Origin of the sequence: uncultured Agathobaculum sp. (assembly GCF_963927765.1) — a bacterium.
Classification (GTDB): domain Bacteria; phylum Bacillota; class Clostridia; order Oscillospirales; family Butyricicoccaceae; genus Agathobaculum.
This window is the reverse complement of record NZ_CAWVCU010000040.1, coordinates 1-14,136: the sequence shown is the minus strand read 5'-3', so window position 1 is coordinate 14,136 and position 14,136 is coordinate 1. Positions and strand designations below refer to the sequence as shown.

General features: G+C 56.8%; 13 protein-coding genes. 2 read left to right on the top strand and 11 right to left on the bottom strand.

Annotated features, from left to right (window positions below):
• Positions 1-143: 143 nt before the first annotated feature.
• Positions 144-1,454 carry a DUF1015 domain-containing protein gene (locus tag ABGT74_RS03240; protein ID WP_346704437.1) on the top strand — a complete coding sequence of 437 codons (1,311 nt, stop codon included), beginning with the start codon at positions 144-146 and terminating at the stop codon, positions 1,452-1,454.
• On the opposite strand, the gene ABGT74_RS03235 is transcribed toward ABGT74_RS03240, so the two are convergent.
• From ABGT74_RS03235 to ABGT74_RS03215, 5 genes are all read right to left on the bottom strand, one after another.
• Positions 1,447-2,040 (bottom strand): hypothetical protein, encoded by a 594-nt coding sequence (locus ABGT74_RS03235; RefSeq protein WP_297282708.1) that lies wholly within the window; start codon positions 2,038-2,040, stop codon positions 1,447-1,449. The genes ABGT74_RS03240 and ABGT74_RS03235 overlap by 8 nt on opposite strands.
• A 67-nt stretch (positions 2,041-2,107) precedes the next feature.
• Positions 2,108-2,470 (bottom strand): type II toxin-antitoxin system PemK/MazF family toxin, encoded by a 363-nt coding sequence (locus tag ABGT74_RS03230; protein ID WP_125114755.1) that lies wholly within the window; start codon positions 2,468-2,470, stop codon positions 2,108-2,110.
• 152 nt (positions 2,471-2,622) lie between these two features.
• On the bottom strand, positions 2,623-3,744 hold the full coding sequence (gene alr, locus ABGT74_RS03225) for an alanine racemase (protein ID WP_346704436.1): 1,122 nt from the start codon (positions 3,742-3,744) through the stop codon (positions 2,623-2,625).
• 20 nt (positions 3,745-3,764) lie between these two features.
• On the bottom strand, positions 3,765-4,325 hold the full coding sequence (locus ABGT74_RS03220; protein WP_346704435.1) for a hypothetical protein: 561 nt from the start codon (positions 4,323-4,325) through the stop codon (positions 3,765-3,767).
• 19 nt (positions 4,326-4,344) lie between these two features.
• Positions 4,345-5,223, bottom strand: coding sequence for an NAD(P)H-hydrate dehydratase (locus ABGT74_RS03215; RefSeq protein ID WP_346704434.1), 879 nt, complete (start codon positions 5,221-5,223; stop codon positions 4,345-4,347).
• Between the two features lie 147 nt (positions 5,224-5,370).
• On the opposite strand from ABGT74_RS03215, the gene ABGT74_RS03210 reads away from it, so the two are divergent.
• Entirely contained in the window at positions 5,371-5,943 is a 573-nt protein-coding gene (locus ABGT74_RS03210) for an N-acetylmuramoyl-L-alanine amidase (RefSeq protein ID WP_346704433.1), read from the top strand.
• Between the two features lie 58 nt (positions 5,944-6,001).
• Here the strand turns inward: ABGT74_RS03210 and ABGT74_RS03205 are convergent, their stop codons facing one another.
• From ABGT74_RS03205 to murB, 6 genes are read right to left on the bottom strand one after another with little or no spacing between them, the layout of a single operon-like run.
• Positions 6,002-6,715 (bottom strand): SDR family oxidoreductase, encoded by a 714-nt coding sequence (locus tag ABGT74_RS03205; RefSeq protein ID WP_346704432.1) that lies wholly within the window; start codon positions 6,713-6,715, stop codon positions 6,002-6,004.
• Entirely contained in the window at positions 6,715-7,689 is a 975-nt protein-coding gene (pfkA, locus tag ABGT74_RS03200; protein WP_297282714.1) for a 6-phosphofructokinase, read from the bottom strand. The genes ABGT74_RS03205 and pfkA overlap by 1 nt, the downstream gene beginning before the upstream one ends.
• Before the next feature lie 52 nt (positions 7,690-7,741).
• On the bottom strand, positions 7,742-11,257 hold the full coding sequence (locus ABGT74_RS03195) for a DNA polymerase III subunit alpha (RefSeq protein ID WP_346704431.1): 3,516 nt from the start codon (positions 11,255-11,257) through the stop codon (positions 7,742-7,744).
• Positions 11,258-12,151: a DNA-binding protein WhiA gene (whiA, locus tag ABGT74_RS03190; protein ID WP_346704430.1), complete on the bottom strand. Its 894-nt coding sequence runs from the start codon at positions 12,149-12,151 to the stop codon at positions 11,258-11,260. It lies immediately after the preceding gene.
• Positions 12,152-12,174: 23 nt separating this feature from the next.
• Positions 12,175-13,032 (bottom strand): RNase adapter RapZ, encoded by an 858-nt coding sequence (rapZ, locus tag ABGT74_RS03185; protein ID WP_346704429.1) that lies wholly within the window; start codon positions 13,030-13,032, stop codon positions 12,175-12,177.
• 31 nt (positions 13,033-13,063) lie between these two features.
• Complete coding sequence (gene murB, locus ABGT74_RS03180; protein WP_346704428.1) at positions 13,064-13,978, bottom strand: UDP-N-acetylmuramate dehydrogenase; 915 nt, start codon at positions 13,976-13,978, stop codon at positions 13,064-13,066.
• Positions 13,979-14,136 lie beyond the last annotated feature (158 nt).

The window sequence follows — 14,136 nt, the reverse complement described above, 5'->3', positions numbered from 1 at the left end:
ATAATATTTCCGCTCTTTCGTCAAGTGTGCAGACCATTTTTCAGAAAACTTGCAGGAACTCAAAAATTTTTGTGCCGATTCGTCGGTTTTCTGCTATACTTATACCATTCTACATATGATCTTCTACAGGAGGAATGACAACCATGGCAAACCGCTGCACCCATATTCCTGAAATGATGCTGCCCCGAAAGGGCACAGACCTTTCCAAATGGGCGGTCATCGCCTGCGACCAATACACATCCCAGCCCGAATACTGGGCGGAAACCGACCGCACGGTTGGCGACGCTCCCTCTACGCTGCGCCTGACGCTGCCAGAGGTCTATCTGGATGAGGATGATGTTGCTGAACGCACCGAAAAAATCCACCGCACCATGCACCAGTATATCGAGGACGGTACACTGCGCACACTGCCCGCAGGCGTTATCCTGACCGAGCGTTGGTCTGGCGGTTCCTGCCCGCGTCGCGGTATCGTGATGGCGGTCGATCTGGAGGCCTATGAATACACGCCCGGCTCGGCGTCTCTCATCCGCCCGACCGAAAAGACCGTAGTCGAGCGTATCCCGCCGCGCCTCAAGGTCCGTCAGGGCGCGTGCATGGAGCTGCCGCACATCATGATCCTGATTGATGATCCCAACCGCGAGATCATCGAGCCGCTGTTTGACCAGACCGCAGAGCTGGAAAAGGTCTACGACACCGACCTGATGCAGAACGGCGGCCACATTACCGGCTGGTTCATTCCCAAGGGCACGCAGACCGACAAAATCGAAGCCGGTCTGGAAGCGCTGTGCGACCGCGAAACCTTCAATCAGAAATATGGTTGCACCGATGCGCAGGCACTGCTGCCCTACGCCGTCGGTGACGGCAACCACTCGATGGCGACTGCCAAGGCGTACTGGGAAGAAGTCAAGGCTGGTCTGTCTGCCGAGGAGCAGGCCACCCATCCTGCCCGCTTTGTGCTGGTCGAGATCGTCAATATCCATGATGAAAGCCTGATTATCGAACCGATCCACCGTATCCTGTTCAGTGTGGACGCCGATAAGATGCTGCACGATCTGATTGCATTCTATGAGGCACAGGGCTGCAAGGCTTATGTTGCAGACGAAGCGCCCGCAGATGCATCGGTGCATTCTTTCCCGTTCTGCACAGCGGAAAAATCCGGCGTGCTGGTAGTCGAAAACTCCAAGTGGTCTATCCCGGTTGCCACCATGCAGACCGCGCTCGACGCTTGTCTGGAGCAGAACCCCTCCGCGCGCATCGACTACATCCACGGCGCGGATGTGGTTGGCGATCTTTCCAAAAAGCCCGGCAATCTGGGCTTCATCCTGCCGGATATCGCCAAGAACGACCTATTCCGCGGTGTTGTCTTTGACGGCGTTCTGCCGCGCAAGACCTTCTCCATGGGCGAAGCACACGAAAAGCGCTATTATATGGAAGCGAAGACGATCGTTAAGTAAACTCCTGTTTATCATCGGACGCAGCCGTACCGGCTGCGTCCTTTTTTGTCCAGTCGAGGATGGCCTCGTCCCCTTCCACCCGGCACAACACAAACGCTGGCGCGAGCGCGAATGGTCGGTCAGATACAAATCGACAATGCAGGCGCAAGCTCTCCTGTCTGCGCTCTGCATGCACTTCCCCACCGTCCAGCAATGCGTCCAGCACAGCATCGCCTGTCCGCAGCAGTGGCTCTGCGCTGTCCGAATCCTGCGGTGACGCATCATCTTGCGGACATCGCTCCTCCTCCGTGACGGCATCATGTTTTTGCTGCGGATGCTCCGCCAGATAAAATGCTTTGGGCGGATCGTCCATGCATCCTGCCGCTTTGAGCGTCTCCTTGGACAGATGCCGCCGCAGCCGCAGCCTGCCGTTTTCCGGTGCGGGCAAGCCGACCAGCAGCGGTTCGCCACCGGTCTCTCCATAGCAGCGCAGCAGTGGCGCATCGGGCGGCATTGCGCAATCCACCTCAATCTGCACACCGTATGCATCCGGCTCCCATATCAGCCAGCCTGCCGGCTCGCCCGCATAGTTTACCGATGCCCGCATTGCCGCACCTCCTCAAAAAAACGCGTATCCTATAACAGGATACGCGTTTTGCTTTGCGGATATGCCCTCAGCCCTGCACCGAGCCAAGACCGAAACTGACTGCCAGCGCTTCGTCCACGTGACGCATCGCTTTTTCATCCAGTGATCCCATTTTCTCGCGCAGCCGTCGCTTATCCAGCGTGCGGATTTGCTCGGTCAGAATGATGGAATCTTTGGTCAGGCCGTAATTCGGCGCACCGAGCGTAATATGCGTCGGCATTTTGGCCTTGTTGATCTGCGATGTAATGGCGGCGGCGATCACGGTCGGGCTATACCGGTTGCCCACATTGTTCTGTACGATCAGCACCGGGCGGATACCGCCCTGCTCGCTGCCGACCACCGGGCTGAGATCGGCATAGTAAATATCTCCCCGTTTGATGCTGGTATCCACGTTGGTTCACACTCCGATGAAATAGATTTGCGGTTTGTCCGCAAACCTATTTTCCCCGCGCTGCGAAAAAATATAACAGCTGTCTGTCATTTCACGCAAACATGGGTGGGAATTTCTTCCCGTTTCATCTTATGCAGCATACCATGCCATCGTCAACCCTGATAGAACCGCGGCACACGGCTGCTGGCCGCACAGATGACCTCATACGAAATGGTTCCCGCCGCCTCAGCGGTGTCCTCCGCCGTCCATACCTCTGGCCCGAATACGGTTACCTCGTCACCGCGGCGTACTTCCACGCCGTCCGGCACGCGCACCATGCACATATCCATGCAAATGCGACCAAGCACCGGCGCTTTTTGTCCGCCCAACACCACATGCGCCTTACCTGAACCTGCACGCAGAAAACCGTCGGCATAGCCGATCGAGACCACAGCCACGCGGGTCGGCTCGTCCGTTTCATAGGTGCGGCCATAGCTGACCGTGGTATGCGCCGGGATATCGCGCACTTGTACCACCCGCGCCTTAACCGTCATGGCAGGACGCAGATCGAGCACAGGCGGCACAGATGCATCCGGCCGACAGCCGTACAGGATGATACCCGCACGCGTCATCGTGCAGTGCATGCGTTCATAGCTTTGGATCGCGCCGCTGTTAGCGCAGTGCCGCAGCGGCAATTCCAGACCATGTGCCGCCAAATCATTGCACACATCTGCAAAACGCTGATACTGCAATGCGGTATAGGCCTCCCCTTCCGGTACATCCGAAACCGCAAAATGCGTAAAAATACCCTCGGATACCAGTCCCGGCAGGGCAGCACATGCTTCGATTTTGCGCACAGTCTCCTCCCGCTCCCATGCAGGAAAACCCAGACGGGTCATACCGGTGTCCAGCTTATAATGGACAGTCAGTTTTTCTCCGGTGCGCACCGTAGCATCGCTCAGCAGCTGCGCCGTTTCTTCATCGTATACCGGCGCGGTGATGTGCTGCCGTGCGATGGTATCCATATCTGCCTCATCCACATAGCCCAAAATCAAAATGGGCTTTGTGATGCCGTTTTCGCGCAGCTCCACCGCCTCCGGGACGGTCGCCGCGGCAAAATACGGCGCGCCCATTGCCTGCAAGTGCTGCGCGACCGGCACCGCGCCATGTCCGTATGCATCCGCCTTGACCACGCACAGCACAGGCGCTTTTGCCTGCTGACAGATCACGCGGTAATTGTGTTCGATCGCGCCCAAATCAACCTCGGCCCAGGCGCGGTGTTTACTCGGCTTCATTTCGTTATTCATCCCCAGATTTATGTTTCCCGGTATGATGTCACCTGAATTTGCAGCACCCGCTCGCCGTCCGCATAGAGTTCGGCGCAGACCAGCTGGTATCCCTGTTCGGTGAGCCATACCTGTTTTTCGACCTTCCCATCGTCGCCGTCCTGCTGGTATCGCAGCACCAGCAGGTCAACGCCGCCTGTGCTTTCCGTCCAGACCTGTGCCGGTTCTGCGCGGCGCAGATCGTCCAGCAGGCAGAACAGCGCATCCGCAGGCGTCAGTCCCGTGCGCTGCGGCATAGCGTCATCCAGCTCAAGACCGTCATACTGCAAAACGAAAGACGCACTGTCTGTTCCTGCAATGGTGCCGCCAATACCAGCCAGACTTTCGGGCGCGGTGATGGTGAAAGTGTCGTTATCTTCCTTATTATAGACGAAATCGACCTCATATTCCAGTACCGATTGCTCCAAATCGGATAAAATTTTCAAATGCGCTTCAAACCCGCCCAGTTCCTCGAAATGGGTGCGCACCGCCGATCCGTCCGATGCCGCACTGCCACCGCAGCCGGATAACAGCACCAGCAGCAGGGTCATACAAAATACCCGTTTCAGGTCACCACTCCCTTGTATTATACCGTTTGAGCAGTCCCGGCAGCTCACACAGCATGTCTCCCGGTGTCATACCGTATTCGCTTAGTCGGTTGGCAGCCGCATCTCCCGCGCGCCCGTGCAGCCATGCGGCAGCGCAAGCCGCCTGTACCGGCGCGATCCCCTGCCCGCACAGCGATACCAACATGCCAGCTAACACGTCCCCGCTGCCGCCCTTGGCCATGCCGGGATTACCGGAATGGTTGCAGTACATCGTGCCATCCGGCGTGAAAATACGCGTGCGGTGCCCTTTATAGAGCAAAATACATCGGTTTTCCTGTGCAAACGCAGATAACTCCTCTGTTTCCGGCTGTCTGATACTGCTCAGGCGTGCAAACTCGGCTGCATGCGGGGTCAGTATAACCGGCTGCGCCGTCTGCCGTAATACATCTTTATGCGCGGAAAGTGCATTTATGCCGTCCGCATCCAAAACGATCGGGCATGTTATGCTTTGCAGCAAGCGGCAAACGATCTCTGTCACCGCGTCCGAGCGTCCCAATCCGCAGCCAATCAGCACCGCATCTGCACGAGCAGCCAAATCAGTCAAAACGGGCAGGGCTTCGTGCGACAGCATACCGCCTGCATCGCACGGCATGGGCCGCACGACTGGCTCATTTAGCTTGACCGCAAGCACCGGCCATGCTTTTTCCGGCGTCGCCAGCGTCACTACCCCGCTGCCCATGCGCACCGCGCCCTGTGCGGCGAAATACGCCGCTCCCGTATAGCCCGCTGAGCCACATACGCACAATACACGCCCAAACGCATTTTTATCTGCATCCGGTTTCCTGCGCGGCAAAACACTATCCACATACGCCTGATTGATCTCGATAAACGCTTCCGCCATATCGCATCCGCTCCTATGTCCGCAATTTTTCTGCATCCAGCATAGCACTCTGCCGTACCTTGCGTCAAGAAAGGCGGAGTATTTTGCCCGTCCTCCGTGTCCCGTTCTGGAATCTGACGGAATACAATGAACCGAGGAGGTGATTTTTTGCCCATCCGTATCTTCATTGACCCGGGACACAACCCAACTGGCCCGAACACCGGCGCGGAAGGCAACGGCCTGCGCGAGCAGGACGTCAACTTCGAGGTCAGCATGTACCTTGCCGACTTGCTGCGCGCCGACCCGCGCTTTGCCGTGCGGCTGAGCCGCAACACCCCGACCGAGATCCTCGGTACGAGCAACGCGACCAGCCTTGCCATGCGCGTCAATATGGCCAACAGCTGGCCCGCGGATTACTTTATCAGCATCCACTGTAATTCCAACGTCAACCCTGCCATCAACGGCACAGAGGTTTACGTCTATCAGCAGAATACGCAGCCCTACTGGCTGGCGCAGCATGTGCTGCAAGGCATTGTCAACCGTGTCGGCACCAAGGACAACGGCGTGCGGCTCAACCCCAGCCTGTTCGTACTGCGGCGCACCCGCATGCCCGCCATTCTGGTGGAACTGGCCTATCTGAGCAACGAAGCGGATGCCCAAAAGCTCAAGGATGATCCTTATGGCTTTGCGCAGGGCATCTATAACGGCCTGCTCAGTTATTTCGGATTCAGCCCGATGTAATCAAAAAAGGTCTTGCCCGAAGGCAAGACCTTTTTCTGTCTTTCCATTGATCCAGCGGTCAAAAGCCGCCAGTCACACCGAGCACCTGCCCCGTGATGAACGAAGCGCGCTCTGAGCAGAGATACAATACGCTCTGTGCGACCTCATCCGCGGTGCCGATGCGCCCGAGCGGCGTCTCCGCCGCCAGTTCACGCATGGTTTCGCCGCTATGCATGGCATTCATATCCGTGTCAATCACACCGGGTGCCACGCAGTTGACCCTGATGCCGCTCGGCCCGAATTCCTGCGCCAGCGACTTGGTGAGTCCAATCAGCGCCGCCTTGCTCACCGCATAATGGCTTTCGCAGGAGGCGCCCATCTGTCCCCAGATGGACGAAATCGTCACAATGCTGCCATGCTTTCGATGCAGCAGGTCAGGTAATGCCGCACGAATGGTGCGCACCGCTCCCATCAGATTGATATCCAGCATGCGCTGCCAATCCTCATCCGTGATATCCTGAAACATCTTTTGCTCGGCAATGCCTGCGTTGCAAACCACGGCATCCGGCGCGCCGAAATGCCCGCGCACCTCGCCAAACGCACGGCTGACCGCTTTATCGTCATGCAGGTCGGCACACAGCGCCAAAGCCCCCGTTTGCTCCGCCAGCGCACCGGCTGTTTCACGGCTGACCCGATAGGTAAATGCAACCTGCCAGCCCGCCACAGCGAACGCACGCACACACGCTGCGCCGATACCGCGCGATCCGCCGGTGATAAAAACCGTCTGCGCCATCAGATCGCAACCGTCTGCTGCGCTTCAAACAGGCACTGGTTGAGGTCCTTATCGCGGGACAAGCCTTCTTCAATATCCAGATCGGTGACCTGATTGTTGTCAAACACCACCACGCGGTTGGTCTTTCCTTCCATCAGTGCACGCACCGCAGCATAGCCCATGCGGGTCGCCATGACGCGGTCCTGTGCGGTCGGCGCACCGCCGCGCTGGATGTGACCCAGAATGGTCACGCGAGTATCAATGCCCGTCGCCTCATGGATATGGTCGGCAACCTCCTGCGCAGAGCCATAGCCCTCTGCCACAATAATGATGTGGTGGTTGCGGCCTTTGATACGGCCAACACGCATTTTTTCCACGATATCGGTGTCAAAATCCAGCTTGCGCTCGGGCAGGCAGATCGCCGTTGCGCCGACTGCACAGCCGACATGCAGCGCCAAATGGCCTGCACGGCGTCCCATGACCTCGACAACCGAGCAGCGCTCATGCGACTGCATGGTATCACGCAGCTTGTCAATGCACTCGATCGCAGTGTTGCATGCTGTGTCAAAGCCAATGGTATAATCCGTGCACACGATATCGTTATCGATCGTGCCGGGTACGCCGATGCACGGCACGCCCTTGCGGGAAAGCGCCTGCGCACCGCGGAACGTACCGTCACCGCCGCAGCAGATCAATCCATCAATACCGAGATATTTGCAGGTGTCTGCCGCCTTTTGCAGCCCCTCTTCGGTCATCATTTCCTTGCAGCGTGCAGTATACAGCATTGTGCCGCCGCGGCGAATGATGCCATCCACGCTGCGCGCACCCATCTCAATGATATCGCCATTGATCAGGCCGCTGTAACCGCGGCGAATGCCAAGCACGGAAATATCATAAGCGGATGCGGTTCGAACGACCGCACGAATCAATGCGTTCATACCTGGCGCGTCGCCGCCGCTGGTGAGTACGCCAATTCTACGAATCTGCTTGTCCATAATGAGCCTCCCTGTATCAAACCATAAAAAAAATTGGCCATAAAAATATGCTTTATTTTATTATAACATCCTCTTCGCCCAATAGGAAGCGTAATTTTTCCAGAAATGGCACATCCGGCTGACACCAGTATCGCCGCGCCGCAAGGGTTTTCTTTTTGGTATCCATCGGATACAGATAAACCGGCGTATCGCCAGGCTGTTTGACCAAAATCTCTTTGATCTGCGGCCATTCCTCGCTCTGCATGCTGTTGATGCGCAAATAAAGCTTTTGCGGTGCGATGCGGGCCGCCTGCGCATCGGTATAAACCGACTGCTGCGGATGCTCACGCGACTGCATGCTGCTGACCGCCGCTTCGGTCAGCGGCTGCGCTTCGTTGAGCAAAATTTTTGGTGCTTCATCTTCGCGCGCATCGATTTTACCTGTCAGCAGCACCGCGCTGTCCTCGGTCAGATATGCACCGCACTGCTGGAGAGAGCGCGGGAATACCACCAGTTCGATCGCCGCCGATTCATCCTCCACCGTGACATACGCCATCATAGAGCCGTTTTTGGTGGATTTGAGCCGCACTGCCGTGATAACACACGCCAAATGCACAGTCATACCGTCCTTATACTGCGGCTGCGCGCTCTCGCCGGACAAATCGTCAATGATTTGCCGCACCGAAGCCGCCTGTGCCTGCCGGGCCAAATCGCGGTATTCATCCATCGGATGCCCGGACAGGTACAGCCCAGTCGTTTCCTTTTCCATCGCAAGCAGTTCCCGCTTGGAAACCTCCGGAATATTGGGCAAAGCAATCTGCGTATCCTGCACCTCGTCGTTGCCCATACCAAACAGATCCATCTGCCCTTCGATATTCTTTTTGCGGCTCTGCGCAATCGCATCCACCACCGCGCCCACGATTTGAATGAGCTGACTGCGGCGGTAGCCCATCGAATCAAACGCACCCGCTTTGATCAGACTTTCAAGTGCGCGGCGGTTCAGTTCGCGGTCGTACATGCGCTCGCAGAACTCCTGAAACGAGGAAAACAGCCCGCCCGTCTCTCGTTCTGCCACCAGCTGCTTCATAAACGAACGGCCCACGCCTTTGACTGCGGCAAGACCGAAGCGAATATCGCGCCCGGAAACCGAAAATCCGTCAAACGACTCGTTCACGTCCGGCGGCAGCACGGAAATGCCCATTTCGCGCGCGGCCTGAATATATTCCGAGATCTTGTCCGAAGAATCCAGTACGCTGGTCAGCAGCGCCGCCATATACTCGCGCGGATAATGGCATTTGAGATACGCCGTGCGGAAAGAAACCACCGCATAACACACCGCATGCGCTTTGTTGAAGGCGTAGTTGGCGAAATCCATGATCTCGTCGAACAAACTTGCCGCAACAGCTTCCGGCACACCGCGTTTCACCGCGCCGTCAATGCCGAGCTCCGCATTGCCGTGGATAAAGTTGACGCGCTCTTTTTCCAGCTCCTTCATCTTCTTTTTGCTCATTGCACGGCGCACCATGTCCGCCTTGCCGAGCGAATAGCCTGCTAAGCTTTGGAATACCTGCATGACCTGTTCCTGATAAATCATGCAGCCATAGGTAACGCCAAGAATCGGCTCGAGCAGCGGATGCTTATACGTCACCTTTTCCGGATGATGGCGGCACTCGATATAACGTGGGATGGACTGCATCGGCCCCGGACGGTAAAGCGCCACGACTGCGGTGATATCCTCAATCGACTCCGGCTGCAGACCGGTGACGACATTGGTGATGCCCGCGCTTTCCAGCTGGAACACGCCCATCGTTGAGCCGCGCCCCAGCATTTCATAGGTGGCCTTGTCATTCATGTCCACCTTTTCGATATTGAAATCCGGCACATGGCGGCGGATCATCTTTTCCGCGTCCGCAATGACCGTCAGGTTGCGCAGACCGAGAAAATCCATTTTCAGCAGTCCCAGCTCTTCGAGCGTGGTCATGGTAAACTGTGTGACCATCTGCTCGTCGTTACGCGCGAGCGGCACATAGGTGTCAACCGGGTCTTTGGTGATGACTACGCCCGCCGCGTGCGTGGAAGCATGGCGCGGCATGCCCTCGAGCGCGCGCGCCGTGTCGATCAGCTCGCGCACCTGCGGCTTCTCATCATACATTTTTTTCAGTTCCGGGTTGACCGCAAGCGCCTTGTCGATTGTGATGTGCAGTTCGTTCGGTACCTGCTTGGCAACCACGTCGACTTCGTTATACGGGATATTGAGCGCACGACCGACATCGCGGATCGCACCGCGCGCCGCCATCGTACCAAAGGTCACGATCTGCGCCACGCGATCCTTGCCATACTTATTGGTGACGTACTCAATCACTTCCGGGCGGCGCACATAGCAGAAGTCCACGTCGATATCCGGCATGGATACGCGCTCCGGATTCAAGAATCGTTCGAAGTAGAGCGAATAGTGGATGGGGTCAAGGTCGGTGATGCCCAGACAGTAAGATACGATTGAACCAGCTGCCGAACCACGTCCCGGCCCGACTGGGATGCCCTGCCGTTTGGCATAGCCGATAAAGTCGGAAACAATCAAAAAGTAATCGACAAAGCCCATCTGGGTAATCATGTCGATCTCATACTGCAAGCGCGCCCGCACCGTGCCGTCGTCCTTCGGATAGCGCACAGCAAAGCCCTCATCACATAGCTTTTGCAGGTATTGCAGGGCGGTATACCCTTGCGGCACGTCAAATTCCGGCAAGTGATATTTGCCGAACTCAAATTCGACCTGACAACGCTCGGCAATTTTCACCGTATTGGCAAGCGCTTCGGGGTGATTCGGGAACAATGCGGCCATCTCGTCCGCATCCTTGATATAGAACTCCTCGGTCTCAAACTTCATGCGCGTGGGGTCGTCCACCGTCTTTCCCATCTGGATGGACATAAGGACATCCTGAATACGTGCGTCCTTTCGAGTCAGATAATGCGCGTCGTTGGTCGCAACCAGACCGATGTTCAGTTCTTCGGCCAGCTGGAACAAGCCTTCGTTGACCTTTTTCTGAATTTCAATTCCGTGATCCTGCACTTCCAGATAAAAATGGTCACGGTCAAAGATTTCCAGAAACTGCTCGCAAAGTTCATAGGCGCCATCCATATCGCCCTCTGCCAGCGCACGAGGAATCACGCCCGCAAGGCAGGCAGACAGGCAGATCAACCCCTCGCTATGCTGTCGCAGCAGTTCCATGTCAATGCGTGGCTTCATATAGAATCCTTCGGCAAAGCCCAGCGACACCATGTGAATGAGGTTGCGGTAACCGGTCATATTTTCGCACAGTAAAATCAGATGGCTGTGCCATTCCCCGTTCACATAGCTGCGGTCGAACCGTGAATGCGGCGCAAGGTACACCTCACATCCAATCACCGGATGCACGCCCTTGGCCTTGCATGCCCGGTAAAAGTCGATCACGCCGTACATCACGCCGTGATCGGTCAGTGCGCACGCGGACTGTCCCAGCGCTGCCACACGGTCGACCAGACCTTCGATGCGGCATGCACCATCCAGCAGACTGTATTCACTATGCACATGCAAATGCGCAAATGGTACCATTTAGTCCTCCTTTGACGCAAATTCAGTGATCTTTTTCAAACGGTGGCTCAGCCCCGGCTTGGAGATCGGCGGATCGAACCGCTGCGCCAGCTCTGCCAGCGTATCGGTCGGATAGTCGAGCCGGAGACGCACAGTTTCCCGCAGATTCTCCGGAAATGCCTCTTCGCCGCGCGTGTCAAGCACAGCCCGAATCGCTGCGATCTGCCGCGCTGCCGCGTCCGCTGTCTTGACAAGATTGGCTGTCTCGCAATTGACCTGTCGGTTGATGGTGTTACGCAGATTTTTCTCCACTTTGGCCTCCATCAGCGCCATCGCCGCATGCGGCGCGCCGATGCGCGTGAGAAAATCCTCCACACTTGCGCTGTCCTTGAAGTACAGCAAGCAGCTGCCGCTGCGATGCGCAAGCTTCGGGGACAGCCCCAAGTCCAGCAGCAGGCTGGTTTCCTCTCCGGCAAGGCTCTGGTGACCGCTTTTCAGCTCCAGATGGCTTTTCTTGTCCGGCCCTGCCACCGTGCCCGCCATCAGGAACGCGCCGCGCAGAAAGGATGCTAAGCAGCAGTCCTCCTCCAGTTCGTTCCGGTTCAGGTGATATGTCACATGGCTTTTCCGGTCATAGCCCAGCACATCAAAAATCCGTCCGATCTGTGCAGGCTGATCGAGCACGATCTGATACTTTCTGCCCTGATGCTGCGGCTCACACACGACAAAAAACGCGCGCTGCAGCAAGGCCTGCAAGCGGCGCGCGACCACAGCGTTTTCTGTGGACAAACGGATTTCCCGATGGGAGAAAACCGTTGCATGGAGCAATGCGCCGTAAGCCTCCGCCCGCGTGCAGCACGCACGCTGCATCGACACACGGCACAGCTCATTTTTTACCTCGGTTGAAAAGGACATCTCTGCTCCCTGTTTTTCTTTGTTTATCTCTGATAATCGCGGTGCATAGTGACCACGCCGTAATCATGGCCACGCAGATGCCCACTGAGCGCTTCTGCAATGGCGACTGAGCGGTGTTTTCCGCCCGTACAGCCGATACCGATGATGACATTGGACTTTCCCTCTGCCATATAGCGCGGCAGCAGAAAGTCAATCATGCTGGTCAAATGGCCCATCAGCGCATCGGCTGTGCCGCCTTGGAACACATAATCCCGCACATCCGGGTCGGTTCCGTTTTTCTCGCGCAAGCTCATTTCGTAATACGGGTTGGGCAGGAAACGCACGTCAAACACCAGATCGGACTCCGGCGGGATACCATACTTAAACCCGAACGACTGCACGATCACCTCGAACGCACCGCTGCCCTCTGCACCGGAAAACAAGGCAAGCAGTCGCTCGCGCAGACCGGCAGCGGACAGACCGGTCGTATCGACCACAAAATCCGCACGGTTGCGCAGCGCTGCCAGCATATTGCGTTCTCTTTCGATCGCCGCGGTCATAGGTACGCCTTTTTCCATCAGCGGATGCTTGCGGCGCGTCTCTTTGAAGCGTCGGATCAGCGTCGGCGTATCCGTATCCAAAAACAGGATGCGATAATCGCAGCCCATGGTTTTGATCGAATCAAGCGAATCAAACAGCTGCTGAAAATCACCGCCTGCACGCACATCGGTCACTAGTGCGACCCGTTCATATCGTTCGGTTGCCGCAAGACAGATCTCCGCAAAGCACGGGATCAGTGCAATCGGCAGATTATCCACGCAGTAGTAGCCCAGATCCTCAAATGTGGCTACCGCGCGGCTCTTTCCTGCACCCGACATACCCGAAACAATTAAAAAATACATTGATGCCATCCCCCTTGTCCGGCAAAGCGCTTTAGCGAACGATGCGAACCTCACATTCCAAATCCACACCGAACCGCTCGCGCACACGCTGCTGCACCAGCTCGATCAGACGCAGCATTTCATCGCAGGTCGCGCCGCCGCGGTTGATGAGAAAACCGGCGTGCTTTTCCGAAACCTGCGCCGCGCCAACCGAGACACCCTTCAGGCCTGCGTCCTCGATCAGTCTTCCGGCGAAATATCCTTCCGGCCGTTTGAAGGTAGAGCCAGCAGACGGGAAATTCAGCGGCTGCTTATTCCGTCGGCGCTGTGCAAAATCATTCATCTTATCCAAAATTGCCGCCGGATCACCCGGCTGCAACCGCATTGTCGTGCGGACAACCGTCCAATCCGGATGCGCGCGGAATGCGCTGTTGCGATAGCCGAAGCAATGTTCCTCGCCTGTCAGCGTGTGCAGGTTACCCTCGCCGTCCAGATACTCGGTCTTTTCCACAATGCCGGCCATCTGACCGTCATACGCACCGGCGTTCATGAACACTGCGCCGCCTACGCTGCCCGGAATACCGCCGGAAAACTCCGCACCGGTCAAACCTGCACGCTGTGCGCGCCGCGCCACGCGGGCCAGCAAAGCACCCGCCTGCGCCACCAACGTGCCATCCTCGCCTGCACGCACATCATCCATCTCGGTCGTGCAGATCACCGCACCGCGATATCCCGCATCCGAAACCAGCATGTTGGAACCGTTGCCAAGCACCAGCAGCGGTACCCCGCAGTTCCGAAGCACCTTGAGCGCCCCTGCCAACTGCTCCAACGTTTTCGGTATCACAAACAAATCAGCAGGACCGCCGATGGCAAAGGTTGTATGGCGGCTCATCGGCTCATTTGATACAATTTCTATTTCCGGAACGGCAGCGCGCAGCTCTGCCATGCATGCATTGCTATTTCCCATGTTATCCTCCATTATTCTGACCAGTATGTCTACACAGTATGATGCCGCAGCGGCTGGCCGATGCTTTCTTTTGCATCCGCGCCGCACAGCAGCAGTATTGTTTCTTGTTCGCAAGTATTATACCAAATACAGACGCAAAGTGCAAATCAAAGGCACCC

Bases quoted from the DNA above. Each gene is read 5' to 3' on its own strand.
- ABGT74_RS03240 (WP_346704437.1), top strand. From the start codon at position 144: ATGGCAAACCGCTGCACCCATATTCCTGAAATGATGCTGCCCCGAAAG.
- ABGT74_RS03235 (WP_297282708.1), bottom strand. From the start codon at position 2,040: ATGCGGGCATCGGTAAACTATGCGGGCGAGCCGGCAGGCTGGCTGATA.
- alr (WP_346704436.1), bottom strand. From the start codon at position 3,744: ATGAAGCCGAGTAAACACCGCGCCTGGGCCGAGGTTGATTTGGGCGCG.
- ABGT74_RS03220 (WP_346704435.1), bottom strand. From the start codon at position 4,325: ATGACCCTGCTGCTGGTGCTGTTATCCGGCTGCGGTGGCAGTGCGGCA.
- ABGT74_RS03215 (WP_346704434.1), bottom strand. From the start codon at position 5,223: ATGGCGGAAGCGTTTATCGAGATCAATCAGGCGTATGTGGATAGTGTT.
- ABGT74_RS03205 (WP_346704432.1), bottom strand. From the start codon at position 6,715: ATGGCGCAGACGGTTTTTATCACCGGCGGATCGCGCGGTATCGGCGCA.
- pfkA (WP_297282714.1), bottom strand. From the start codon at position 7,689: ATGGACAAGCAGATTCGTAGAATTGGCGTACTCACCAGCGGCGGCGAC.
- ABGT74_RS03195 (WP_346704431.1), bottom strand. From the start codon at position 11,257: ATGGTACCATTTGCGCATTTGCATGTGCATAGTGAATACAGTCTGCTG.
- whiA (WP_346704430.1), bottom strand. From the start codon at position 12,151: ATGTCCTTTTCAACCGAGGTAAAAAATGAGCTGTGCCGTGTGTCGATG.
- rapZ (WP_346704429.1), bottom strand. From the start codon at position 13,032: ATGTATTTTTTAATTGTTTCGGGTATGTCGGGTGCAGGAAAGAGCCGC.
- murB (WP_346704428.1), bottom strand. From the start codon at position 13,978: ATGGGAAATAGCAATGCATGCATGGCAGAGCTGCGCGCTGCCGTTCCG.